Origin of the sequence: Methylosinus sp. Sm6 (genome assembly GCF_019802345.1) — a bacterium.
Lineage (GTDB): Bacteria > Pseudomonadota > Alphaproteobacteria > Rhizobiales > Beijerinckiaceae > Methylosinus.
The window spans coordinates 1-21,496 of sequence record NZ_JAINDZ010000027.1 but is presented as its reverse complement, the minus strand read 5'-3'; the positions used below and the strand labels follow the sequence as shown (position 1 = coordinate 21,496).

The following is a 21,496-nucleotide window of genomic DNA, read 5'->3' as shown; positions in this document are numbered from 1 at the left end:
CTTCAATAGTCGAGGAAGCCGGAGCCGGCGGGTTCGGCGGTGAGTAGCGCCGTGAGGGCGTTCACCGTCGCAGCTATGCCGTCAATCTTGTCTCGGCTGCACTTCTTGTCGGGCACGAAATTCATATTCCGGTCGAAGCGAATGTGCGCGTTCTGCGCCATCCAGCGCAATACAGGATGGCCGCCGTGATCAAAACGGCCGGCGAGCACTTCGACCTCGAGCATCTTGGTCGGCTCGGCGAGCGTGAGGTGGCCCTGGCGCACTTTCAGTAGCCGCTCGGCGCCGAAGCCTTCGTCCTGGAGATCGGCGAGCAGCTTCGTCGCAAACATCGGATCATAGCCGATCATTTTCACGTCGAACATTTCCGCGTCTGCGAGAATGGCGTGCATCACATAATTTTGATCGACCATGTCGCCAGGAGTCGGCGTCAGCGCGCCCATTTTCGCCCAGCGGTCATAGGCGACGCGATCTTCGCGCGAGCGCTGTTCGATCGAATCGGCCGGGCACCAGAATTTCGCAATGACCTCGAATTTTTCTTTCGGCTCGAGCGGCGGGAATAGCCACACCAGGGCCGTGAGGTCCTTGACCGAGGAGAGATCGATCCCGCCATAGCAGGCGCGGCCGCGCAGCCTTTCGGCGCGCGTTTTCCAGCTCTTCTTGTCATCGCAGCAAGCGTCCCAGCGCGCCATGTCGAGCCACTTGACGGCGGCGTCGACATAAATGTTGAGATGATAGCGCTTGAAGACGCTCTCCATGCGCGGATTGCTCTTCGCCTTGGCGTAGACGCCGCGCAAGAACTCAACGGTCGGTGAGATGCCGATATTGGGATTGACCTTCGCCCAGGTCTTTTCATCGCGCCAATCGTCCTCGTCCTCCGCAGCGAATAGCACGGCCAGCGTGCGGGGATCGTAGATCCCTTCGCCGGTGTCGTTCTCTGCGGTCGGCGGATTGATCGGGCCATCAAGAATCTTCTTCGTTTCGAGGAAAAGATTATAGCCGGTCTCTTGCGTTTTGATGCCGGCCGTCGAGGCGTAGAGCTGCACAGGCTGCAACAGCGGGCCCATGCCGCCCTCGAGGAAGTCGGCGAGGTCGCGATCCCGCCACTCATGGATTTCGTCGCCGACGACGACATAGGGCGCGAAGCCGTGCTTGCCCTCGGCCGTGCCGGTGAGGACCTCGAACTTCGCTTGCGCCCGCGCGTTGAACAGAGACAGCGCGAATTGATTGATATCGCGGGCGAGACGCTTGTCGCGCGAGATCATCGCGCGCATTTTGTTGAACACGATCTTCGCTTGCTTGGCGTTGTAGGCGAAGCAATAGCCCTCGCCGCCGGGAAGCGCATCGCCATACCAAAACATTAGCGCGAGCGCGGCGAGGAACTCGGTCTTGCCGTTCTTCCTCGGGATCCAGAGCAGTAAGCGGCGAAACAACCGAACTTCGACTGGTGCGCGCTCCCCCGTCATCGGGTCGTAGGACTGCGCGGGCACGCGCCAGCCGAACAGCATACGCACGATGATCTCTTGCCAGGGCGCAAGACGGAATGGCGCGCCTGCGAATTGCAGATTGGTGAGGCGGAATATTTGCGGCCATCGGGAGACAACAATCTCGGCGAGCGCCTCATCGAACCGCGCGCCAGGGACTGCGGCGGCGCGGCGCCAAGCGACGCTGGCCCAGCGCCACCCGCGGGCCTCGGCCTCGGCGATCCAGCACGGAACGTCGGCTGTTGCCTGCAGGCCGACGGGCCGCGCAAGGGAGACGGCGGCCTGCATCAGTGACGCGCCGACGATCCCCGAGCGACGAATCCCATCAGGTCCTCATCCGCTTCTGTCTCGGTCGGCGCGGGGGTGCCCTGGGTGGGGGCCGCGGGAACGCTGGCATAAGCCGACTGGTAACGGCGCAGATTGAGGCGCGTCAGGGCGGTGAGGCCGTATTCCTTCGCGAAGTCTTTCAGGAAGGCGCCGAGGGTGAGCGCATCCTCGAAGGCCGGGTTACGGATGCGCTTCTTCGCGCCGTGACCTGGCGAGTAATAAATCCAGCGGCCATGGGTTTTGACGTCCTCACGAGCGGCGATCCAATCAGCATAGTGGATGCAGTAGAGCGCGAGCGAATAACGGTCGAGTCGCGAGAGAACGTGCGTCGCATCGAGTTGCGGGGTGAGGTCTCTCCAAATGGCGAGAGCAGCGAGCTCGCCGAGTTGCTCAATGAACATCGGAGGTGCAAGCGGTCCGCCGGACTCCATCGGCGCATCGGCCAGCGCGCGCGCACGAGCCTGTTCTTCGGCCGCGCGACGCGCCGCCTTCGTCATGCGCTTGCTGGGCGCGCCCTTGGCGGCCTGCATTTCTGGACTGTCTTTCAGGCGAGCCATGTCAGAGCCAAAAAAAAATCTTTCCAGAATTTCGCGGAATTTTTGCGCCGATTAAGCAACCGGTCGCGGCGGGGGGCCGGTGAGGTTTTGCCGCCCCCCTGGGGCCCGTCAGAGGCGGCGCGCGGCGGCGGCTTCCTCGCGCTGTTTGGCGCGATTGTGGTGCCACTCGCACAGGCTCTGCAGCGCGCCGTTCCAGAACTTCTCCGGGTCGCCGCGATGCGGTTCGATGTGATCGGCGACGGTCGCCGCCGTCACCACGCCCTCGGCCTGGCACATCCGACACAGCGGCTCGGCTGCCAGCTGCGCCTTGCTCTTGGCGCGCCATCGGCGCAGCCCATACCAGGAGCGCCAGGGCGCGGCGTCGCGGCGGCGGCGCTCATAGTCCGCATCGCTCTGCGGACGCGCGCCTTCGGCGATCGGCGGCGCGCCCGGACGGCGGGCGAGCTTGGGGGCTTTGGCCAAAGGAGTCGAGAGCCTATTGCTGGAAGCTCATAGCTTCGCACTTCCCGTCTTTTGACGGGTCCGTCACGCTTGCCCCTCGGACGCCTGCGGCATAGCACCAGGGCTCGCGTCTCCGGCTTTCATGCGCATGGGCGCCGGAGAACCATCTCGTTCGGATCGTGTCTCCCGCCCCATCGGACGCACGTCGCTCATCGCGCAGCGTTGCACCAGGGGATCGAGATAGCTCGACTCGATCGCCAAGCATCCGAATGAATCGAGTCCTATCTTCACGACGCGCCCGTCGTCAACAGACTTCACGACGCCTTCGCGTCCGGCGAGCGGACCGGCATTGACGCGAACGCGCATGCCGCTCTCGAACGCGAGCCCGCGCCGATCGACGATCGGCTTGCCGAACATCAGGAATTCCATCCATTCGTCGGGCACGATCGCCGGCTCGTCATCGCCCGCGCGCTTCAGAAACCCACGCACGCCGGTCTCTGTGGATATCGCGAAGCGCATGCTCGCCGTGAGTTCGACGCGCAGGAACAAGTAGCGCCCGAAGCGCGGTACGGAACGATAGCGCCGCCCGCGCAGTCCGCCGTCGCGAAGCGTCGTCGTCACCTTCCGCATCGGCCGCCACACGTCATAGCCGACATGGGCGAGCTTGCGGCAAACATCGAAATCCTTTCCCGGATAGCATTCCACGACATACCAGCTCATCGTATCCCCGCCGCTCGCAGCCTCGCCCTCCCCATTCACGCCGCCGCGTCGTCCGGCCCGTCGCGCGCTCCCTCGCCGGCCTCGGCGGCGGCGGACGGCGGGAAGCGCGAGGGCCGCACATAGCCGTGACCCAGCGGAAAGCTTCGCATCTCGCGCCGGCAGTCCACGCCCCGCGCCGTGTCGTAGCGCCGCCACGCCGCGTGCTGGCGCCGCCCCATCTCGCTGTCCGGATAAATGATCACGCCGCCGTATTTCGCCCGTTCGCGCTCGGCGCGCTCGGCGTAGCTCCGCTCGACCCGCTCGCGCGCCGCAGTCGCCTCGCGCTCCTGATCGAGGAACCCGCTCCAATCCCGATCGGCGAGCCAATTGCCCGGATGCTTGCGCCGCTTGCCTTCCGTCGCGGCGAGGTAGCGGGGCGCGAAACGGATAGCGTGCTCACGGTCCTCGGCCGAGAGCGCGAAGAACGCGCTCCGCGCCTTTCCCGGCGAGGCCGCGGGTTCGAAGGGCCAAAGGTCCTTGAACGCCTTCCAGCGCCCCTCGGCCGCCTGCGCCTCTTCCCGAAGCGAAGCGACCTCCACGCCGCCCCGCGCAGCGGGGGTAGGGGTTGGTTGAATGTCGGTTAATTGTTGGTTCTTTTTGGGGGTCGCAACAGTGCGACCACCCCCTTGCAGTTTCGGGAGGGGGTGGTCGCAATCTGCGATCACCCCCTCGCAATCTGCTAGGGGCTCTATTCCGGGCGTTTCCGCGCGATCCGCCTCTTCGCCGGTAGAACCCTCGGCGCTCCAACCGAGCGCTTCGGCATAGGCCCGCGTCTCATCATCCATCAGCAGGATGACGACATCGCTCGATCGCGAGCCGTCGCCGCGCAGCCGTGCGATGCGCGCGACCATGCGCGCATCCTGCAGCTCGCCGAGCCGGCGCCGCACGGAATCGACCGAGACCTGCATGTCGGCGGCGATCTCGGCGAGCGGGTAGAAGCTCTCGCCTTTCTTGCCGGCATAGTTCGCCAGCATGATCAGCAGATATTTCGCGCCGGAGCTCGGCGCGGCGATCTTCTTCGCCCAGGTGAGCGCTTCGAGACTCATGCGGCGGGCCTCGCATCGCCATCGTCCGCGCAGCGCCGCCATGCTTGGAACTCCGCCTCGAGATCGCGCCAGCGCGCCCGCGCCGCGGCGTCGCGATCGAAGTCCTTGCGGCTCGCCACTCCGCAGCGACGGCGCACCGCCTCCGCCGCGCCCTCGGCGGTGTCGGCGCCCAGGAATTTCTGAAACGCGCGTTCGGCACAGCGCATCGCCGCGCGCCGAGCGAGCGGGAACTCGCAAGGCTTGCCCCGCTCGGCTGCGGCCGCCGGCGCCGGCGCGGACGCGCTCCCCGCGACGGCCGTGCGGATCTCGCCTTCATGCTGGCGCACCCAGCGCAGCGTGCGCACGGCCGCGGCGAGAATATCGCCCCCATATTCGCGCTCGGCCGCCCGCGCCGGCGGACGCTCGCGCCCCGTCGCCACGCGCGCCGCCGCCTCGACGCCCCTGATCTGCTCGGCGAGCGAAAACAACCGCACCCGATCGTTCACGGCGCGCCCTCCGCCTCGGCCTCGTTCCCCCAGGCGTCCCAGCCAGTCCGCGGCGGCCCGCGGCGGTTCAATTCGATTTTCGGCAAAGACGGGAAATAGAACTCGATCATTTCGGCGAAGACATCGGGCTTCGCCGAATGCTCGCCGACAGGCGCTTCGATCGACGAGGGAAATTGCAGCCCCATCGCCGGCGCCGGCACATCGCCGCGCACGCCGAGCAGCAACAGCTCGTGCTTGCCCCGCCACCAATAGCCCGTGCCGATCCGATCCTTGATCCATACGCAATGCGATTTATAGCCGAAGCCCCAGGCCGCCAGCGTCGCGAGGCCCTGCGGAAGCATGGGCGCCGTCGCCCAACAGAACAGCACGCAGTCGTCCGCGGCGATCGAGGCCACATCGCGCGCGAGGATCGTCGCGAGATCGGAGGTCGGATAATGATTGTCCGGCGCGCGATCCATTCCCGTCTCGCGCGACCACGCCTCGAAACGCCATTCAGGATCGGCATAGATCACGCCATAGCGCCGATCGGGAAGCGCGCGCTGCTTTGCGCCGAGTTCCGCCTCGCGCCGCTCGCGCGCCTCTTTCTTTGCCGTCTGGCGCTCTTCGCGCGTCGCGACGAGCAACCGCTCGGCCTCGCGCGCGGCGGCGACGACGCGCCTCTCGAAATCATCGCCGTCGAGACGCGCCAATTCCTGCCATCGCATTGATTCCTTGGCGGACACGCCGAGATCGGCGAGCTTCAAAATTCCGTCGCGGCATTTTGATTTCCGATCGCCCCCACGCGCCTCTCTCTCGCCGGCGCGTTCCATCACGATCAGCAGCTCGCCGGCGCGCCGCTCGGCGCGCTTGCGCACTTCGATCGCATGGCCGATCAGCTCGCCATCCTTGGCCTGCCTCGCATAGGCTTCGAGCGCCAGCGCCTTGTCGCGTATCTTCTTCACTTCGTCGATGCGCGCCAGCTCGGCGAGCGCGGCGCCGGCGACGTCATAGAGCGCGAGCGCGGTCACGACGCGCCGCCTTTCCGCCATTCGCCTCGGCTTTTCGCATCGAGCCGATAGCCCTGGCCCCAATCGGTCGCAATCTCGACGCCGAACGGCTTGAGCTTCTTGCGCAGCTTGCAGATGAACACATCGACAATCTTTTCTTCGGCCTCGTCTCGGCCGTCATCGACATAGAGTGCAGCCATCATCGCGTCCTTGGTCGCGAGCTCGCGATTGACGAGCACGCCGAAGATGCGCGCCTCCGATGCGGTGAGGCGCCATTCGAGGGGCAGCACGCGCGTATCCATCAGCGCCGCCTCGAGCATGGCGACGCGCTCGCGCAGCCGATCGCTTTCGGCCTCGATGATCGAGAGCATTCGTTCAGCGTCCATTGCGCGGCTTCCGAGTGGCGCGGAACCAGGTCACGACGAGACCTTTCCAGAGCGGCAAATCATGCTCGGCGCAGAATTTTGCCGCTTCACGCTCGGCTCCCGGCCCCATTGCACGAATTGTCATGGCGATATCCTCCGGCTCGCGCGCGCCGGCATAGGATTCGCCGAAGAGCAATTCCTCGACGGCCTTCAGCGCTGCCGCCGAAATGGGCGCGAGCTGTCCTTTGACGCAGATTTCGAGCACGCGCCGCGCGCCGAGCGCGTGACGCCGCGAGACGAGCCCGGAGAGCGAGCCGACGGCCATCACGTCGCCGGGCTTGTAGCGACCTTGGCTCGGCGGCGCTTTCAGGACGCGCGCGCCCGCCCGTTCGCACACCTCTCTGATCGTCTGCGCCGTCTCATCTCCGGCCGCGAGCAGCGCATAATGCAACTGGTTCGGGGTGACATGAATGCGGTCGCGATTGTGCCGCACGAAGGCGAGCGCACGATCCTCCACCTTTCCGGCGGGCACGATCATCACCGGAATGCAGTCGATCTCCGGATGAGAAGCCGCCGCGATCGCCGTATGCTGCCCATCGATCACATGCAGCGCATCGCCGATCTCGACGCAGATCGGCGGCTTGAACGCGCGCCAGCTCCAGCCGCCGACGATCTTGCGAATCAAGGTGACAGACTTTTCGGCGAGATTGCGCTGATAGCTCTCGTCGACGAGCAGCGTTCGCGGATCGACATCGCGAAATTCTGGCCGGGCAGCATCGATCTGCGCCGGCTCGATTCCGGGAACACTCATCGGCTCTACAGGTCGTAGCCGTGCATCTTCATTGCTCATGCCGCCTCCCAGACGAGCCGCTGAAATGCGTCGAGAAACTCGCGTTCCGCGCGTCGCGGCGACTTCTGCAGTCACAAAGTCCCGGCGAGCTTGCGCAGCCGCCACGCCAGCGAAGTCGGGTCGCGCCCCATGATCTTGCCGATGGCGCCCAGCCCGCCGGCATTCGCGCAATGGACGCCCTTCTCCGGCCTGCAGCCCGGATATCGTCCGCGCAGCTCGAGCAGCCGCGCATCTTCCTCCGGCGTGAACCTGCGATGCGTTCGTGGCTTGCGCATCATCACATCAGCTCCTCGAAATGCGTCTTGCACGCGAAAACGATTTTTCCGCCGCGTAGCAGCGATCCGAAGGCGAGGCCGGTCGACACGCCGCAGCGAAAGCATTTGTGCGCGCGCGGCGATTTGAGATCGACGACGCCGAAGCGCGCGACGATTTCCGCGCGCGTCATCGGCGATGTCGGTTTTTCCGCCCTACTCGGAGGGCGCGAATCTCGACTTGGCGACGCCGGCGCGCCGAAGAGATCAGGCATCGTCGCGCTCCGCCGCCGCGCCGAGCGGCGTATCGAAAAAATCGCCGAGTGCATCGGTATAGAGCCCGAGCAGCTCGGCCTCTTCCTCGCGCTTCTTCTTGTCCTGGCGGCGCAGCGCGACGATCTTGCGCATGATCTTCGGATCGAAGCCCTGCGCCTTGGCCTCGCCATAGACATCCTTGATGTCGTCGCCGATCGCGCCGCGCTCTTCCGCGAGCTTTTCGATCCGCTCGACGAAGGCGCGCAGCGCTTCGCCGTCGACGGTGAGCAGCGCGCTCATTTTCGCGACCGCTCCCGCGCAAGCCACTCCCGCCCTTCAGCGGAGAGATCGATCCCGCAGAACACGCCGCGGACGGCGTGAAACCCGCGCGGCGGCGCCGGCCAGGTGAACGCCCGCCCCCACCATCCGAACATGATATCGCGGAACGGCGCCGTTTCGCCGCGCGCGTGCCGCTCACAAGCGAGCGCGAGCCGATCAAACCCCCGCGCCACGGCAAGGCAGCATGTGCAAACGGCATAGGCGCAGGCAGATAAAAGGTCGCGCGAAAGCGACGCGGCGAGCGCCGCGCGCAGCCAGAACTTGCGCATGAAGCTCTCTTCGTTCGAGTGTCGGAACTCGGCTACCGACTGGACAGAGACTCGAACTCTTCCTCGAGCTTCTTCACGCTCTCGAGGTAACGCGCACGCCGCTCGACGAGCGCCGCCTCGAGCAGACTCTCGGGCGCGTCGCCGATCACAAAGACGAGGAAATCCGCGCCATAGGCGCGAATGAGATGAAGCAGAGCGAAAAAGTCGGGCGCCGCATCGCCGGTGAGCCATTTGCGCACGCGCATGGCGGAGACGGCGCCGCCCGTGCGATCCTCGACCCACTCGCCTGTTTTCAACGGATGCGCCCGGCGCAGGAAATCGCTGACGCGGTCGCGCGCGGCGGAATCGAGCGCCCGGGAAATGCGGCGCGCATTGCGTGAAAACTTTCCACCCCTCGACGAATCTTTTCTCACCGATCTCTCCGATGCTGCATGCATCGGAGGGCTCGCGGAGAGGGTGAAATCGTCGACGAGACGCATGCGTGGAGAGACCCTAGATCGCCGCCGCGGCGTTGGCGCGCCGCATCGGCCTCGATTTGGAACGGGAACGAGATCGGCACGTTGGCGCGCGCCGAGGGAACGCAATGAACGCAGACGCAAAAGACCCCGAGACCGAAGCCTCGGGGAAGTCAGGGAGGAAACGCCCAAGGAGGGCCGCAGCGCGAGAGCGCCGCTTGCCGCTTACGGCGGCCAGTCGCAACGCGCGGCGAAGAGCAGGCGAGCCGCGCGAAGAGGGATGCGCCGAGGCGCGAAGAGAGCGGCGCCGTCATTTCACGCGCCCTCGCTTTCGCGCTTGACGGACGAACGCAGGGCGCGGCCATCGGCGACATGGCCCACGGCCTCGAGCAGGGCGCGCGCATCGGCGATCGAAAGGCGGAGCGCCAGCTTCTCGCCGCCCTCGACACGGAAGGCGAGCAGAACGGATTGCAGAGCGCCGCGCTCGACGGAGACCAATTCGCTACTTAATGGCGACATTTCGGCGATCATGCGTCCCTCTCGGTGGGAAAAGGGGAGACGGCCGACACGTCGACGCGGAGCCTGCGGACGGCGCGAGCGCGCGGGGCGTCATCGCGCGCCCGCGCCGCGCAATCCGCCGCTTCGGCGGCTCGGGCCTGCGGCAGAAAATCGGCGGGCGTCAGCTCTTTGCCGTTCTGGCGTGCGAACTCCAAAAGCGCCGGATGGTGCTTTTGGGGAATGAGGCCGCCCGTGCCGCCCTTGTCGACGGGATGTTGCCAGCGGTAGGGCGCGGTGTAGGCCGTGCCGGTCGCGCGCGACACGGCAGCCTCGCCGCCGAGGCGCTTGATGATCGTGTAAGCCGGTTCCATTCGCGTCTTCATGCCACGAAGTTCTGAAAATCAAAATTTTTTGTCAAGTTATTTTCTGAAAATCGTGATTGCTAGTTTTTTCTGGTTCACAGAAAACGAGAGACATGAACATCATCGAATGGATCGAGAACGGGCTGAAGAAGGAAGGAAAGTCCAGAAAAGGGCTCGCTTCCGCGATCGGCCGCTCGCCTTCGGCCGTGACCGAGCTGCTACGCGGCAAGCGTAAGCTTCAGATTGACGAAATCAGCAAGATTGCCAAATACCTAGAGGAAGCCGTTCCGACGTTTGGAGCGGCGAAGCCCGAGCGGACGTCCATCGTCCATGTCCCCGTGAGGGGAGAAGCGGCCCCGGATTTATGGCGCGGTCCTACGTATATTTATGATGATTCGCCCGCTCAAATTCCTATTGTGCTGGGCGAGTTCACCATGAGCGAACAGTTTGCGTTTCGCGTAATCGGCAACCAGTTGGACAAGCGCAAAATCCATTCTGGCGACTACTTGATTTGCGTCCCCTATTTCCTCGCGCGAGATCGATATTGCACCGGCGATATCGTGGTCGTGGAGCGCCAGGATCACGACCTCATCGAAACGACATGCCGAGAGCTTGTCGTCGCCGGCCGCGGCCTCGAACTTTGGTTTCGCTCGACCGACCCGAGGCTTCAAGACCGGATCGACATTCCAGATTTCGAGACGATGCGCTCGGGCGACGGAACGGAAGTGCGGATCATCGGGAAGGTCATCGCCCGGTTTTCCCCCTTATGAGGCTCGCTTGTTATCGCTTTTCCGCAAATGGCGCCGGGCGCGGCGACTGAGACAGGCCCTCGTCGAATATGATGCGCACGATCTGATCGCGCGTTTCGGCGACGAGGGCGCCCATTTCGAGGCGGTCACGCGCTACATGGACGAAATGCGGAACGTGGCGATCGACGGCAACCGGCCGCCGGATCATTGGTCGGCGGTCGCGGTAGAGATCGCCAAGCTCACAAATCGGCGCCAGCCGAAGGATTGGAGCGGTTACTCGCCCGAATGAAATTCTGAAATTCAAAAATCAAGATTGACAGATTTCTGATTTAAGAAAATTATCAGCTCCGTCTTCGCTTCGCGATGGAGCCCGCAATGCCCCCCCGCCGCCCCTTCCCCTTGGCCGACAATCCCGCCGACATTCTGTTGCATGCCGCCGCGCTGCCCGCGACGGCCGATCTCGACGACGAGCCGCATCTCCTCGAGGAGATGATCCGCAATGGCCTCGCCTGGCGCGACGCGCTGCGGCTCTATCCGCGCATCATCGCCGCGGCCCGCGCGCTGCGCGCCGCCGGGCTCGGCGCGGCGCTGGCCTGCGTCGCCGGCGAGGCCGCCGCCTGGTCGGGCGCCGCCGCCGCGGGCGATGATTCGCTGTCGACCTTCGCGCCCGCCGCATTCGCCGTGTTTTTCGGCCTCGCCTCGGCCTGCGCGGCGCTCGTCGTCGCGACCATCGCCGACCGGATCGACAGGAGCGGACAATGACGACGCGCGACGATTTCACCCGCGCGCCTCGGCGCCAGACGCCGCGCGAGCGTCTCGCCCCGACCCTGCGCCGCGGCCGCGAGCGCGAAACCTCTCACGAGCGCCGCGCCGTCCCGCCGATCGAGTCGATCCGCGTCGAGCGCGTCGACTGCAACTACATGGGCAGCGGCGTCGCGCCGACGATGGTCGCTCTCTCCCTGCCCCGCGTGCGATTTCTGGAAAGGCCGGAGATATGAGCAGCATCAAGGACGCAGAAATCGAGCTGTCGCTGATCACGGCGCTGTCGCCGCTCAATCCGCGCCAGGACATGACGAGCGACGTCTCGACGCTCGCCGCGACCATCCGCGCGCGCGGGCTGTTGCATCCGATCCTCGTCACGCCGGTCTCGCGCGATGACGACGGCCTTTTCGACTATCACGTGCTCGCCGGCGGCCGCCGCTGGCGCGCGCTGCGCTCGCTCGGCGACGATGATCGCGTCATCGAGGTCCGCATTTTCGCCGGCACGGACGCCGAGGCGCGCGAGGCGGCGCTCGCCGAATCGGTGACCCAGGTGCCGCTGCATCCGGTCGACGAATTCGAGGCCTTCGCGGCGCTCGAGCGCGACGGCTTCGACATCGCCACCATCGCCCGCGACTTCGCTCTCTCCGAAAAGCATGTGCGCCAGCGCCTCGCGCTCGGCCGCCTGTCCCCGCGCGTGCGCGAGATGTGGCGCAAGGGCGATATCAATCGCGACATCGCGCAGGCCTTCACGGCGGGCCCGATCGAGGCGCAAGAGGCCGTGCTCGACGAGCATGAGAGGCGCGGCGGCTTCGCGCTGTCGAGCTATGCGATCCACCGCGCCATGCGCCGCGACACCGTCTCCGACAGTGAGGCGCTCGGCAAATTCCTGCTCGGCGACGAGGCGCGCCGCGCCGCCTATGTGGCCGCTGGCGGGCGCGTCGAGGACGATGATCTCTTTTCTGAGCAGATCATCCTGCTCGACGGCGCCATCGCCCGCCGCGTCGCCGATGCGCTGCTGCTCGCCGAGGCCGAGCGCATCGCCGAGGCCGAGGGCTGGGGGCGGGCGTCGATAGCCGACGCCGTCGACGACGAGGAGCCTGAGGACATCACGCCGGACTATACCAAGGCCGAGCGGAAACGGCTCGACGACGCCGATCTGCCCGACGCCGAGCGCGACGAGATCGAAACGCGTGGACTGCTTCGCGCGATCCCGAAGAAGCGGCGCGCCACGCTCGGCGTGACGGCCGATTTCGACAGCACGGGCGCGCTGGTGATCACCCGCGCCGTGCCGCTGGCGCCGCCGAAAGAGGAGCCCGAGGACGCGCCGCCGCCAACACCCGGCAAGAGCGAGCGCAAGCCGGCTCCGGCGCCGCGCGAACCGCGCCAGGAAGAGCCCGAGGAGCCTGCCATTCCGCCGCCTGCCGGCGGGAAGGAGGCGGAGGAAATTCTGGCATGCGCCATCGGCGGGGCGCTCGCCGCGGCGACGGCCCGCAGCCTCAATTTGGCGATGGCGCTCACCGTGGCGACGCTCGGCTGTTCACATGGACAGTTCGGCCTGACGCTCGACGCCGAGACTCTGACCTATGAGCCTCGCTCCGAGTTGCTCGCGCGCATCGATCACATGCGCTTCGAGACAGCGCTGGCGATCGTCGCGACGGCGCCGCTCGCCGATCTCACTGCGGCCTTCGCCGAGCTGATCGGCCACACCATCGATCCGAGCGAGCTGAGGCTCACTCGCGCGCACAATCTCGTCGCGCTCGCCGAGCGTCATGTGTCGCTGCGCGCCGATGTCGCCGCCGCGCTCGACTACAAGGCGCTGTTTCTGGCCTCCCCGCGCGAGGAGGCCGAGGAGGCCATTCGCGCGCTGGACGGCGAGGCGGCGGCGGCCGAGGCCGGCAAGCTGCGCAAGCCGAAGCTGATCGAGCGCGCGGCGCTGCTGGCGAAGGACCGCGCCTGGCTCCCCGAGACGCTGACGGCGCTACTCGCCGCCGCGCCACAGGACACGCGCTCGACCGCCGAGGCGATGGTCGAGGCGATCGAGAGCGATGACCAGAAAAGGAGCAACAGCGATGCGCTGGCATTGGCCGAAGATCGACCCGAGGACGGAACTGCGGCTGAAACAGATCGCGAGGCGATGGACGGCGACGCGCCCGGCGCTGCGCGTGACGCGGCTGGCGAATTTCCTGCGGTCGAAGAAAAAGCCGCAGCGAGCGCCTGGGGCGACAACCTCGAACAGACGTGCATGGCCGCCGGCCATCTCGGCTATGCGACCTTCCTGCGCGCCCATGCGGCGCCCGCGCCCGGCCGCCATGTCGGCGTCGACGCGCTCGATGCGGCCTTCGAAGCCTATCGCGCGCCGCGCGCGCTGAAGAAGGTCTCGAAGGGCTCGCAAGCCGCGATGCTGACCGAGCTCGGCTTCACGAAGAAGAAGATCGACGGCGCCCTCAGCTGGCAGGGCCTCGCCCTGCACGCCGACGCCGAGGCGCGGCTGGCAGCGGAGTGAGCGCGATGAATGATCTTCCCCTCATCGATACGCCGCCCTTTCATCGGCCGATCGAGCCGCATGAAATTGCGCTCGTCGTCAAACCGAATGCAGAGCCTATGCCGCCGACCGCGCTCGAGATCGGTGCCGGATGGGCATTGTCGTTTTTCTCATTCTCGAAACAGCAAGGACGCGCCGCCACCTGGGGATGGGTCAAAGGCGCATTCGCCGTCGACGAAGCCTTTTTCCAATTCGATATGGTGGAGCGGCATGTCTATGCGGCCAGGCTGATCTATCTGCCGAATGGCTGTCGCATCGCAGTGTTCGACACGGCCGAGGATGCGACGGACGCCGCCGCCATCCTGTCGCGTGAGCTCGATTGGTCGGACCAATCGCTGCAGGCCCTGCAAGCGCAGGAAAAGCGCGCCCTGGCGGCGCTGCAATCGCATTTCGACGAACGCGACGACACGCACCCCTTGCGCGTTTGGCGCGCGCGTTTCGACGACGAGCTTGCGAGGGCGCATGGCTGAGACGAGCGCGATCGAATGGACGGATGCGACATGGAATATCGTGACGGGTTGCAGCCTCGTCTCTCCGGCTTGCACGCACTGCTACGCGATGCGCCTCGCCGGCACACGGTTGAAGCACCACCCCTCGCGCGCGGGCCTCACGCGCGAGGTCAATGGCAAGCCGGTATGGACGGGCGAGGTCCGGATCAATTGGGATTGGCTCGAGCAGCCGCTCCAATGGACGCGCGCGCGCAAGATCTTCGTCGCCGCGCATGGCGATCTCTTTCACGAGAAGCTCGCCGCATCCGAGATCGCGACGATCTTCGCCGTGATGATCGCCGCCCATCACCTTCATGACCATATCCTGCAGGTCCTGACGAAGCGCGCGCGGCGCATGCGCGAGCTGTTGAGCGATCCCAGCTTTTGGGAGCAGGTCAACGCCGAGGCCGAAGCTCACGTCATGGAGCGCACGGACCCGCTCGAGCGCCGTCGCGACGATGCACGCGCGACGCTCGGCGAATATGGCGCCGACAATCCGCCGCCGGGAATTTGGATCGGCGTGACGGCCGAACGTCAACCCGAATGGGATGAGCGAACGGAACATCTGCGCCGGACGCCGGCCTCGTTTCGCTTCGTCAGCATCGAGCCGACGCTCGGCGTCATCTCGATGCGCCTTGTCGAGACGCTGATCCTTGCCGGCGAGTCGGGACCAATGCACATCGCGCCGCTTCCGACTTGGCTCGACCTCGTCATCGCAGGCGGCGAGAGCGGCCCAGGCGCGCGGCCGACGCCGATCGCGCTCTTCCGCTCGCTGCGCGACCAATGCGCGGCGGCGGGAGTCGCCTTCGACTTCAAGCAATGGGGCGAATGGATCGACGCGGATGAGTTCTCGCGCATGGTCGCGCCGGAGCGCATTGCGGCCGGGCCGCTCACCTTTGCCGGCGCGACGAAGCTCGGCGTCGATTGTCTCGCTCCGTGTGAGCATCATTCCGATGGCTCGACTTCGCTTCGCGTCGGTAAGCGCCGCGCCGGGCGCTTGCTCGACGGCAGAGAACACAATGGCGCGAGGGAGGCGGCGTGAGATGGCGCAGAAGCGCGTGACCGAGGTCGACAAGCAGACGATCGTCGAGCTGCGGTCGCAGGGAATGAGCTACGGCAAGATCGGAGCGATAATCGGCATCTCCGAAAAGGCGGTCGGCTGGTATTGCTTGGCGCTCGCCGTCGAGCCGCCGACGCCCGGCAAGAGCTGGGAGGGGATCAAGGGTCCGGCGGTGGTGCAGCGCGGCGGCCATATGGTCCGACGCTTCACGGCCGCAGAGGACAGCGCGCTGCTCGATCTCGAAAGCCGAGGCGCGACGCTCGCGGAGATGGCGCGAGCGCTCGGCCGGGCGTCGAATTCCATCCGCGGCCGCCTCATGACCTTGGCGCGCCGCGACGAGCGGCGCGAGCAGCACGGGGAGGCGGCGTGAGATGACGCAATCCTCTCTCCCCGAGGTGCTCGCCGCCTATCGTGGCTCGAGCGCCGATCTCACGCGCGCGCTGTTCGCGCGGCTGGAGCCGATCGGCGCCGCCGGCGCCGTCGCGATCGATCTCTATCGCGCGCAGAAGGCCAGCGAGCGAGCGAAGATCTATCGTCGCGGCTATGTCCGCGTCGCCTACGACAAAAAGCAATGGGCGATGGACAATCTCTGCTGCGCCCTGGCGCAGCACGCGCCGGCGCTCGGCCTCGAATGGGGCTGGGGACTCGATCCGCAGACGATCAATTTTCCGCATGTCCTCTATGTCGAGCTGCCGACCGGACAGGCGAGCTTTCACACCGCCGAGCGCCTCGCCGGTCCCGACCACGCCAAGCCGTGGGACGGCGCGCCGGGCCAGAGCGCCGACCGCATCTGCCGCTATATCGCGCATGTGTTGGACAATCGACCCGCATGAACAGGGCGGATCAGCCACGCCCGCGCTCCGGGCCGCCCGACCCCGCTCTGGTGGAGCTGGTGAGGGCGCTTGCGCGCAAGGCCGCGCGCCGCGATGATGCGGCGGAGCGGGCGCAGCGAGCCCGCAAGCGGGAGGGCGGCGACAGCGATGACCGGCCAGCGTCCATCGGCGTCTAGGCGCGCCGCGATCTATGCGCGCTTCTCCACCGAGCTGCAGCGCGACCAATCTATCGAGGATCAGCTCGTCTTGTGCCGGACCGCGGCGCATCGCGACGGGCTGTCCGTCGTCGCGACCTATGAGGACCGGGCGCGGTCCGGCGCGTCCCTGCTCGGCCGGCCGGGGCTCGAAAAGCTGCTCGCCGCCGCCGAGACGCGGGCCTTCGACGTGGTGGTCGTCGAGGCGCTCGACCGCCTCTCGCGCGACATGGCCGACCTCGCCGGCGTTCACCGCCGGCTGACGTTTTTGGGGATCGAAATCCGCGCCGTGCATGACGGCGTCGCCGATACGGTGACGGTCGGGCTGCGCGGCCTGGTCGGGCAGCTGTTCCGCGAGGATGGCGTCAAGAAAATCCGCCGCGGCATGGCCGGCGTGATCCGCGAGGGCCGCTACGCCGGCGGCCGCTCCTATGGCTATCGGCCGACGCCGGGCGAGCCGGGTCGGCCGCAGATCGTCGAGGAGGAGGCGGCGATCGTGCGGCGCATCTTCGCCGAATATGCAGACGGCCGCTCGCCCCGCGACATCGCCGGCGAGCTCAATCGCGAGGGTGTCGCCCCGCCGCGCGGCGCCGCCTGGAACGCCTCGACAATCAACGGCAATGGCGAGCGCGGCAACGGGATCATCCAGAACCCGCTCTATAGCGGCGAGATCATCTGGAATCGGGTGCGCATGGTAAAGGACCCCTCGACCGGCAAGCGCATCTCGCGGCCCAATCCGGCGGCGGACTGGCAGCGCGCGGCGGCGGCGCATCTGGCGATCGTCGATCCGGACACATGGGAGCGGGCGCGGGCGCGCAAGCGCGCGAGCCTCGCCCAGGGACCGGAGCCGCGCGGGCCTCGGCGATATCAGCGCTCGCTTTTGTCCGGCCTGTTGCGCTGCGGCGCCTGCGGATCAGGCATGGCCAAGCACGACAACGCCAACGGGCGGCCGCGCATCCGCTGCAGCCGGGCGACCGAGAGCGGCAGCTGCACCAATCGCCGCTCCTATTACCTCGGCCCGGTCGAGGCCGGCGTCGTCGAGTCGCTGCGCGCGCAACTCGACCAGCCGCAGCTGATCGCCGAATTCGTGAAGACCTATCACGAGGAGCGGCGCCGCCTCGCCGGCGCCGACCGGAACGCTCGCGCCAAATCGGAGCGCCGGCTCGCCGAGATCGACGGCCAGATCAGCCGCATGGTGGAGGCGATCGCCCAGGGCGGCGCAGCCTTCGCCCAGCTGCGCCTCAAGCTCGAGGATCTGGACCGGGAGCGCCGCGACTTGGCGGCGTCGCTGGCGGCCGCCGCGGCGCCGGCGAATGTCGTCGCCTTGCATCCGCATGCGGTGGCCAGCTTTCAAAAGATGCTCGAGGCGCTGGCGGCCGAACTGGACGCCGGAGCCTCGCCGATCGAGCACGCGGCCTTCCGCCAGCTCGTCGAAACGATCATCGTCCACCCGGCTGCCAGAGGCGAGGAGCCGCGCGTCGAGATCGTCGGCAAGCTCGCGGCGATCCTCGATCTTTCCGGCCTCGGCGCGCCGGCGGCCGACCGCAACGGAACGAATGGGGGTTTTTTGGTAGCGGAGGAGGGACTCGAACCCCCGACACAAGGATTATGATTCCTCTGCTCTAGCCGACTGAGCTACTCCGCCCCGGCGTTCTCGCGCGCGGCGAGAGCGATATAGGCGCGGTCGACGCTTTGCGTCAAGCGGGGTTCCCGTCTGTGCGCGGCTGTGACGCGACAAATCAGATGGCACAGGCGGGAGTTGCCGGGAATGGCCGGGATTACGTGGGATGGCCCTAGAGAAACTGGGCGAGTCCGGGCGGCGGCGTGATCATCATGGCCGATCGGCCGCGACAGATCAAATGGCACTCGCAAAGGTGGCCCATGGCGTGCGCCAAGCGGCAAGGCGCTGAAAATCGGAGTGGCGGTCCTCGGCGAGGATGCGGAACTCGGAAGCGGAAACGCCATCGCGCCGGAAGAGCGCAGAATGGCCGAATGCCACGGAACTGTAGGAGCTAGGCGGGGCCAAACAATCGTCTACTGTACCAGTGAACTCGGAACCGGCGAAGACTTCCCGGAGCCTCCCGAAGCCCCTTCGAAGCGGCAGCGGGATGTGGGCGGCTGACCGCATTTGCGATCGAGGTCGCGCCACCCGACGCAGCGTCCATCGCGATAGCCGGGACCGCCACGGCAGCCGCAGCCGCAGCAGCTCTGACCCCAAGCGCTGGTGAAAAGAAGCGTCGTCAGAACGGCGACGCTCAATCTCAACACAGCTTTCGCCCCCCAGACCCGTTTTCAGTGCACCTACTTTTGTATTCTTCATCGATAAATCGAAGCAACGTGTCTCTGCCTTCGATTATCGCCTCAGAAGGAAGCATAAAGCCAGTATCATTAGACGGGACGGATACATAAAAAACAGACGCTTTGCGCTTTACACCAAAGAACGCGGTCCATTCGTCGACATCAGAGCGCTTCAGCCCTATATAATATCCGATAATTATGCCATCTGGCTCGCCGGATGCCCCATTATAGCCGACCTCGAAATGACCGATCTTGAATTCATTCGGTCGCATCCGCTCGGCGAAGTGTAGTGCTTCAATCACACTTGATCCGTCCATTGTCTTGCGGTTCTTCACCGCCTCGACCCATCTCTCGGCTTCGGCTGGCGCCAACTCGTGGGCCTTCCAGCCATGCGGCGGCGTGGCATGCGCAGAGATGGCGATCATCATGGCGAGAGCCGCGGACGGCCAGACGTATTTCATGAAACCAACTCCTACAAACGATTATCCCACCATATCACTCGACCGCAGATTTCCAGCCGTTTCAAATCGGCCTTCAACAGGACTTCCGGCCCATAGGCGGAGTTGTCGCTGGAGACCACGATCGAGCCGCGCCCGGCGCGCCTCAAGCGCTTCACGCGCAGCTCCCCATCGAGCAGGAATACGTAGATATCCGTCTGGTCCCAGGAGCTTCGTGGCTTTGGAGGCCGATCTGGCAAGAGCCGGTCGGCTTCGTCCTCGCTCACCAGCAATAGAGCTCCGTCGCCGATCGTCGGCTCCATGCTGTCGCCCTGTCCGCGCAGGAAGGAGAGCCTGGCACCGGCGGCCGCGAGTCGACGCAGCATCCATTTGGGGAAAGCGAGCGTCTCCTCTGTCGCAAACATGTGATTGACCGCGCCAGCGCCCGCCGCCGCGCATATGTCGAGGCGCTTCACGCGCTCGACGACGTCGACGACGTCTCGCCCACCTTTCATGGTGGCGGGCGGCTCCGGCTCATCGGAAAGCCCCAGCAGATAATCCAGAGAGACGCCGAACTTTTCTGACAACGCCAGCAGCAGCGGCGACCGCGGCTCGTGCTCGCCCGAGCAGGCGTTCCGCAGCGACTGCTCGGGAATCCCGGTGAATCGCGCGGCCTCGGCCAGCGAGTCGAACCGTCCGACGAGCGCCCTGACGCGCTCCCCGAATTGCCGAGTGTCCTCTCGCACAGGCTTTTTCACCGCATGTCACCATACAAGGTTGACAGAAGCGGAGCCGCACGCTCATATCCACCATACAAGGTTGATTTCGGGAGTCTCGATTGTCCGCCAGCCCCCAAATCTGGGACCGCCATGCGATCGTCGCGGAGCTGCGCCGTCACAGGTCCAGCCTCGCGGCGGTCGGCCGGACGGTCGGTCTCTCACGCCAATCGATGTATTGGGCGCTCTTCAAGCCCCACCGCCGCGCGAACATGGCCATCGCTGCCGCCCTCGGCGTGCGCGTCTGCGAGCTATGGCCCGAGTGGTTCGATGCGGACGGCAAGCTGATCTCCTGCGCGCCACGGCTCAGGCGCAGCTCGAAACCTATCCCGCGTTCAGTGCGTGCGTCGAGTGAACGGAGCGCCGCCGCCTGAAAAATCAGGAGCAGGCGGCCGGTCTTCACCGCTTTCCACCAGCCAGAGGCGAGAACATGCACACCATCCGCATCGATGACATCGACGTCAGCGACCGGCTCCGGCCGGTCGATATGGCGCATGTCCAACTGATTGCGGCGTCGATCGAGCAGAAGGAGCTGACGCAGCCGATCGTCGTCCGCGAACGCACGGAAGAAGACGGCGAAGGACTCCCCTACAAGCTGGTCGTCGGCGGTCATCGCACCGCCGCTTTTCGGCTGCTCGGCTGGACGGAGCTGACGATCGGCAGGCATGTGAACATTCGCCAGATGAGCCGCCTCGAGGCGCGGCTGGTCGAGATCGACGAGAATATCGCCCGCCACGAACTGAACGCGCTGGATCGCGCGCTCTTCCTGCTCGAGCGCAAGCAGGTCTACGAGCGGATGCGCGTCGCCGCGCTCGGCCGGGGCGGAGATCGCAAGAGCGCGAAATTTCAGGAAAAAATCAATTCGGAAAGTTTCCGAATTGATTTTTCCGAGCGCTTCACGGAGGACGCCGCCAAGCGCACCGGCTATTCCGAAAGCTCAGTTCAAAAGGCGATCGCGCTCGCTCGCCGCCTCGACGACGAGGCGATCCGGGCTATTCGCGGCACGCCGCTCGAGGATAATCAGGCCGAGCTGTTCCAGCTCGCCGACCTCTCCGACGACCATCAGCGCAAGGTCGCCGAGCGCATCCAGTCCGGCGAGGCCAGGACCGTGGCGCAAGCCAAGATCGCGGCCGGGCTGGCGCGGCCGCAGACGGTCGATCCACAGGCGCGCATCCATGCGCAGCTGCTCGAAAGCTGGAACAAAGCCAGCAAGCAGACGCGCGCGGCCTTTCTGAAAGCCATCGGCGCCGAAATCGCCCAGAAGCGCGCCGAGGCGCTGGGCGACTGATGCGCGACTGGCTCTCCGCCCCCGAGCTCGCGGCGCTCGCTCTCCCCGGAATGCCGGGGACGGAGCGCGGCTGGCGCGACTATGCCGAGCGCGAGGGCTGGCTCCTGCGCACGGATAAGGTTCGGCTACGTAGGGGCAGAGGCGGAGGCCTCGAATATTCGATCGATCTGCTGCCGGCGGCGGCGCTCGCCGCCTATGCCGCCCGCGCCATCGGCGCGGTGGCGCTGCCGGCCGAGGACGCCGCCGCCGCGGCCGTCGAAGAGCAAAAGAAGCAGCTCACGCTCATCGCGCTCGACAATCGCGACGCGCGCCTCACGCTGCTCGCCGCCGCCGATCGCTATGC

Annotated in this window: 32 protein-coding genes and 1 tRNA gene; 14 read left to right on the top strand and 19 right to left on the bottom strand. The window is 66.2% G+C overall.

The features are described 5' to 3' along the window. Nucleotides 1-2: 2 nt before the first annotated feature. The 16 genes from K3F48_RS16855 to K3F48_RS16780 all read right to left on the bottom strand — a co-directional run bounded on the left by K3F48_RS16855 (nt 3) and on the right by K3F48_RS16780 (nt 9,735). Nucleotides 3-1,769, bottom strand: a complete 1,767-nt coding sequence (locus K3F48_RS16855) for a terminase large subunit (protein ID WP_222576597.1) — start codon at nt 1,767-1,769, stop codon at nt 3-5. Then, the gene (locus K3F48_RS16850; RefSeq protein WP_222576596.1) at nt 1,769-2,365 is read right to left on the bottom strand and encodes a P27 family phage terminase small subunit; all 597 of its coding nucleotides are present in this window, start codon (nt 2,363-2,365) and stop codon (nt 1,769-1,771) included. The genes K3F48_RS16855 and K3F48_RS16850 overlap by 1 nt, the downstream gene beginning before the upstream one ends. A gap of 108 nt (nt 2,366-2,473) precedes the next feature. Then, nucleotides 2,474-2,827, bottom strand: coding sequence for an HNH endonuclease (locus K3F48_RS24460; protein ID WP_255609220.1), 354 nt, complete (start codon nt 2,825-2,827; stop codon nt 2,474-2,476). Between the two features lie 63 nt (nt 2,828-2,890). Then, nucleotides 2,891-3,526, bottom strand: a complete 636-nt coding sequence (locus K3F48_RS16840; RefSeq protein WP_222576595.1) for a transcription termination/antitermination protein NusG — start codon at nt 3,524-3,526, stop codon at nt 2,891-2,893. 35 nt (nt 3,527-3,561) lie between these two features. After that, nucleotides 3,562-4,611, bottom strand: a complete 1,050-nt coding sequence (locus K3F48_RS16835; RefSeq protein ID WP_222576594.1) for a helix-turn-helix domain-containing protein — start codon at nt 4,609-4,611, stop codon at nt 3,562-3,564. After that, a complete protein-coding gene (locus tag K3F48_RS16830) occupies nt 4,608-5,096 on the bottom strand; it encodes a hypothetical protein (RefSeq protein WP_222576593.1) in 489 nt (162 codons plus the stop codon). The genes K3F48_RS16835 and K3F48_RS16830 overlap by 4 nt, the downstream gene beginning before the upstream one ends. Continuing rightward, entirely contained in the window at nt 5,093-6,103 is a 1,011-nt protein-coding gene (locus K3F48_RS16825) for an MT-A70 family methyltransferase (protein ID WP_370631440.1), read from the bottom strand. Before K3F48_RS16825 ends, K3F48_RS16830 begins: the two co-directional genes overlap by 4 nt. Then, a complete protein-coding gene (locus tag K3F48_RS16820; protein WP_222576591.1) occupies nt 6,100-6,468 on the bottom strand; it encodes a helix-turn-helix domain-containing protein in 369 nt (122 codons plus the stop codon). Before K3F48_RS16820 ends, K3F48_RS16825 begins: the two co-directional genes overlap by 4 nt. Next, nucleotides 6,458-7,258 (bottom strand): DUF6551 family protein, encoded by an 801-nt coding sequence (locus K3F48_RS16815; protein ID WP_222576590.1) that lies wholly within the window; start codon nt 7,256-7,258, stop codon nt 6,458-6,460. Before K3F48_RS16815 ends, K3F48_RS16820 begins: the two co-directional genes overlap by 11 nt. A 110-nt stretch (nt 7,259-7,368) precedes the next feature. After that, nucleotides 7,369-7,575: a hypothetical protein gene (locus tag K3F48_RS16810; RefSeq protein ID WP_222576589.1), complete on the bottom strand. Its 207-nt coding sequence runs from the start codon at nt 7,573-7,575 to the stop codon at nt 7,369-7,371. Beyond that, nucleotides 7,575-7,742: a hypothetical protein gene (locus K3F48_RS16805; protein WP_222576588.1), complete on the bottom strand. Its 168-nt coding sequence runs from the start codon at nt 7,740-7,742 to the stop codon at nt 7,575-7,577. The genes K3F48_RS16810 and K3F48_RS16805 overlap by 1 nt, the downstream gene beginning before the upstream one ends. 73 nt (nt 7,743-7,815) lie before the next feature. Continuing rightward, complete coding sequence (locus K3F48_RS16800; RefSeq protein WP_222576587.1) at nt 7,816-8,103, bottom strand: DUF2312 domain-containing protein; 288 nt, start codon at nt 8,101-8,103, stop codon at nt 7,816-7,818. Further along, nucleotides 8,100-8,411 carry a hypothetical protein gene (locus K3F48_RS16795; protein WP_222576586.1) on the bottom strand — a complete coding sequence of 104 codons (312 nt, stop codon included), beginning with the start codon at nt 8,409-8,411 and terminating at the stop codon, nt 8,100-8,102. Before K3F48_RS16795 ends, K3F48_RS16800 begins: the two co-directional genes overlap by 4 nt. Nucleotides 8,412-8,443: 32 nt before the next feature. Continuing rightward, nucleotides 8,444-8,824, bottom strand: coding sequence for a hypothetical protein (locus K3F48_RS16790; RefSeq protein ID WP_222576585.1), 381 nt, complete (start codon nt 8,822-8,824; stop codon nt 8,444-8,446). Between the two features lie 357 nt (nt 8,825-9,181). Further along, the gene (locus K3F48_RS16785) at nt 9,182-9,397 is read right to left on the bottom strand and encodes a hypothetical protein (RefSeq protein ID WP_222576584.1); all 216 of its coding nucleotides are present in this window, start codon (nt 9,395-9,397) and stop codon (nt 9,182-9,184) included. Then, entirely contained in the window at nt 9,394-9,735 is a 342-nt protein-coding gene (locus tag K3F48_RS16780; RefSeq protein ID WP_222576583.1) for a hypothetical protein, read from the bottom strand. The genes K3F48_RS16785 and K3F48_RS16780 overlap by 4 nt, the downstream gene beginning before the upstream one ends. Before the next feature lie 104 nt (nt 9,736-9,839). Between K3F48_RS16780 and K3F48_RS16775 the strand changes: the two genes are divergently transcribed. The 11 genes from K3F48_RS16775 to K3F48_RS16725 all read left to right on the top strand — a co-directional run bounded on the left by K3F48_RS16775 (nt 9,840) and on the right by K3F48_RS16725 (nt 17,966). Next, the gene (locus K3F48_RS16775; protein WP_222576582.1) at nt 9,840-10,496 is read left to right on the top strand and encodes a S24 family peptidase; all 657 of its coding nucleotides are present in this window, start codon (nt 9,840-9,842) and stop codon (nt 10,494-10,496) included. Between the two features lie 7 nt (nt 10,497-10,503). After that, complete coding sequence (locus tag K3F48_RS16770) at nt 10,504-10,764, top strand: hypothetical protein (RefSeq protein ID WP_222576581.1); 261 nt, start codon at nt 10,504-10,506, stop codon at nt 10,762-10,764. A gap of 86 nt (nt 10,765-10,850) precedes the next feature. Continuing rightward, nucleotides 10,851-11,237, top strand: coding sequence for a hypothetical protein (locus K3F48_RS16765; protein WP_222576580.1), 387 nt, complete (start codon nt 10,851-10,853; stop codon nt 11,235-11,237). Then, nucleotides 11,234-11,473 carry a hypothetical protein gene (locus K3F48_RS16760; protein ID WP_222576579.1) on the top strand — a complete coding sequence of 80 codons (240 nt, stop codon included), beginning with the start codon at nt 11,234-11,236 and terminating at the stop codon, nt 11,471-11,473. Before K3F48_RS16765 ends, K3F48_RS16760 begins: the two co-directional genes overlap by 4 nt. Continuing rightward, complete coding sequence (locus K3F48_RS16755) at nt 11,470-13,740, top strand: ParB/RepB/Spo0J family partition protein (RefSeq protein WP_222576578.1); 2,271 nt, start codon at nt 11,470-11,472, stop codon at nt 13,738-13,740. Before K3F48_RS16760 ends, K3F48_RS16755 begins: the two co-directional genes overlap by 4 nt. Nucleotides 13,741-13,745: 5 nt before the next feature. Next, nucleotides 13,746-14,249 carry a hypothetical protein gene (locus tag K3F48_RS16750; protein WP_222576577.1) on the top strand — a complete coding sequence of 168 codons (504 nt, stop codon included), beginning with the start codon at nt 13,746-13,748 and terminating at the stop codon, nt 14,247-14,249. After that, the gene (locus tag K3F48_RS16745; protein WP_222576576.1) at nt 14,242-15,309 is read left to right on the top strand and encodes a DUF5131 family protein; all 1,068 of its coding nucleotides are present in this window, start codon (nt 14,242-14,244) and stop codon (nt 15,307-15,309) included. Before K3F48_RS16750 ends, K3F48_RS16745 begins: the two co-directional genes overlap by 8 nt. A gap of 1 nt (nt 15,310) precedes the next feature. Continuing rightward, complete coding sequence (locus K3F48_RS16740) at nt 15,311-15,697, top strand: hypothetical protein (protein ID WP_222576575.1); 387 nt, start codon at nt 15,311-15,313, stop codon at nt 15,695-15,697. 1 nt (nt 15,698) lies between these two features. Then, a complete protein-coding gene (locus tag K3F48_RS16735) occupies nt 15,699-16,160 on the top strand; it encodes a hypothetical protein (protein ID WP_222576574.1) in 462 nt (153 codons plus the stop codon). Further along, a complete protein-coding gene (locus K3F48_RS16730) occupies nt 16,157-16,336 on the top strand; it encodes a hypothetical protein (protein ID WP_222576573.1) in 180 nt (59 codons plus the stop codon). The genes K3F48_RS16735 and K3F48_RS16730 overlap by 4 nt, the downstream gene beginning before the upstream one ends. Beyond that, nucleotides 16,254-17,966, top strand: coding sequence for a recombinase family protein (locus K3F48_RS16725; protein ID WP_370631445.1), 1,713 nt, complete (start codon nt 16,254-16,256; stop codon nt 17,964-17,966). The genes K3F48_RS16730 and K3F48_RS16725 overlap by 83 nt, the downstream gene beginning before the upstream one ends. Here K3F48_RS16725 and K3F48_RS16720 read toward each other — a convergent pair. The 3 genes from K3F48_RS16720 to K3F48_RS16710 form a co-directional block, all read right to left on the bottom strand. Next, a tRNA-Met gene (locus tag K3F48_RS16720) sits at nt 17,923-17,999 on the bottom strand. The genes K3F48_RS16725 and K3F48_RS16720 overlap by 44 nt on opposite strands. A gap of 616 nt (nt 18,000-18,615) precedes the next feature. Then, nucleotides 18,616-19,113, bottom strand: coding sequence for a hypothetical protein (locus K3F48_RS16715; protein WP_222576572.1), 498 nt, complete (start codon nt 19,111-19,113; stop codon nt 18,616-18,618). 11 nt (nt 19,114-19,124) lie between these two features. Next, entirely contained in the window at nt 19,125-19,835 is a 711-nt protein-coding gene (locus K3F48_RS16710; RefSeq protein WP_222576571.1) for a LexA family transcriptional regulator, read from the bottom strand. Between the two features lie 92 nt (nt 19,836-19,927). Between K3F48_RS16710 and K3F48_RS24975 the strand changes: the two genes are divergently transcribed. The 3 genes from K3F48_RS24975 to K3F48_RS16695 all read left to right on the top strand — a co-directional run. Then, entirely contained in the window at nt 19,928-20,239 is a 312-nt protein-coding gene (locus tag K3F48_RS24975) for a helix-turn-helix domain-containing protein (RefSeq protein ID WP_222576570.1), read from the top strand. A gap of 113 nt (nt 20,240-20,352) precedes the next feature. Further along, nucleotides 20,353-21,153, top strand: a complete 801-nt coding sequence (locus K3F48_RS16700; RefSeq protein ID WP_255609208.1) for a ParB N-terminal domain-containing protein — start codon at nt 20,353-20,355, stop codon at nt 21,151-21,153. Further along, the coding region (locus tag K3F48_RS16695; protein WP_305080295.1) for a DNA-binding protein at nt 21,153-21,496 on the top strand (344 nt) is incomplete at its 3' end. The genes K3F48_RS16700 and K3F48_RS16695, both read left to right, overlap by 1 nt.

Excerpts from the sequence above, each read along its gene's own strand:
- K3F48_RS16855 (WP_222576597.1), bottom strand. The coding sequence starts at position 1,769 with ATGCAGGCCGCCGTCTCCCTTGCGCGGCCCGTCGGCCTGCAGGCAACA.
- K3F48_RS16850 (WP_222576596.1), bottom strand. The coding sequence starts at position 2,365 with ATGGCTCGCCTGAAAGACAGTCCAGAAATGCAGGCCGCCAAGGGCGCG.
- K3F48_RS16840 (WP_222576595.1), bottom strand. The coding sequence starts at position 3,526 with ATGAGCTGGTATGTCGTGGAATGCTATCCGGGAAAGGATTTCGATGTT.
- K3F48_RS16835 (WP_222576594.1), bottom strand. The coding sequence starts at position 4,611 with ATGAGTCTCGAAGCGCTCACCTGGGCGAAGAAGATCGCCGCGCCGAGC.
- K3F48_RS16820 (WP_222576591.1), bottom strand. The coding sequence starts at position 6,468 with ATGGACGCTGAACGAATGCTCTCGATCATCGAGGCCGAAAGCGATCGG.
- K3F48_RS16815 (WP_222576590.1), bottom strand. The coding sequence starts at position 7,258 with ATGAGTGTTCCCGGAATCGAGCCGGCGCAGATCGATGCTGCCCGGCCA.
- K3F48_RS16810 (WP_222576589.1), bottom strand. The coding sequence starts at position 7,575 with ATGATGCGCAAGCCACGAACGCATCGCAGGTTCACGCCGGAGGAAGAT.
- K3F48_RS16805 (WP_222576588.1), bottom strand. The coding sequence starts at position 7,742 with ATGACGCGCGCGGAAATCGTCGCGCGCTTCGGCGTCGTCGATCTCAAA.
- K3F48_RS16800 (WP_222576587.1), bottom strand. The coding sequence starts at position 8,103 with ATGAGCGCGCTGCTCACCGTCGACGGCGAAGCGCTGCGCGCCTTCGTC.
- K3F48_RS16795 (WP_222576586.1), bottom strand. The coding sequence starts at position 8,411 with ATGCGCAAGTTCTGGCTGCGCGCGGCGCTCGCCGCGTCGCTTTCGCGC.
- K3F48_RS16785 (WP_222576584.1), bottom strand. The coding sequence starts at position 9,397 with ATGATCGCCGAAATGTCGCCATTAAGTAGCGAATTGGTCTCCGTCGAG.
- K3F48_RS16780 (WP_222576583.1), bottom strand. The coding sequence starts at position 9,735 with ATGGAACCGGCTTACACGATCATCAAGCGCCTCGGCGGCGAGGCTGCC.
- K3F48_RS16775 (WP_222576582.1), top strand. The coding sequence starts at position 9,840 with ATGAACATCATCGAATGGATCGAGAACGGGCTGAAGAAGGAAGGAAAG.
- K3F48_RS16765 (WP_222576580.1), top strand. The coding sequence starts at position 10,851 with ATGCCCCCCCGCCGCCCCTTCCCCTTGGCCGACAATCCCGCCGACATT.
- K3F48_RS16760 (WP_222576579.1), top strand. The coding sequence starts at position 11,234 with ATGACGACGCGCGACGATTTCACCCGCGCGCCTCGGCGCCAGACGCCG.
- K3F48_RS16755 (WP_222576578.1), top strand. The coding sequence starts at position 11,470 with ATGAGCAGCATCAAGGACGCAGAAATCGAGCTGTCGCTGATCACGGCG.
- K3F48_RS16750 (WP_222576577.1), top strand. The coding sequence starts at position 13,746 with ATGAATGATCTTCCCCTCATCGATACGCCGCCCTTTCATCGGCCGATC.
- K3F48_RS16745 (WP_222576576.1), top strand. The coding sequence starts at position 14,242 with ATGGCTGAGACGAGCGCGATCGAATGGACGGATGCGACATGGAATATC.
- K3F48_RS16740 (WP_222576575.1), top strand. The coding sequence starts at position 15,311 with ATGGCGCAGAAGCGCGTGACCGAGGTCGACAAGCAGACGATCGTCGAG.
- K3F48_RS16735 (WP_222576574.1), top strand. The coding sequence starts at position 15,699 with ATGACGCAATCCTCTCTCCCCGAGGTGCTCGCCGCCTATCGTGGCTCG.
- K3F48_RS16730 (WP_222576573.1), top strand. The coding sequence starts at position 16,157 with ATGAACAGGGCGGATCAGCCACGCCCGCGCTCCGGGCCGCCCGACCCC.
- K3F48_RS16725 (WP_370631445.1), top strand. The coding sequence starts at position 16,254 with ATGATGCGGCGGAGCGGGCGCAGCGAGCCCGCAAGCGGGAGGGCGGCG.
- K3F48_RS16715 (WP_222576572.1), bottom strand. The coding sequence starts at position 19,113 with ATGAAATACGTCTGGCCGTCCGCGGCTCTCGCCATGATGATCGCCATC.
- K3F48_RS16700 (WP_255609208.1), top strand. The coding sequence starts at position 20,353 with ATGGCGCATGTCCAACTGATTGCGGCGTCGATCGAGCAGAAGGAGCTG.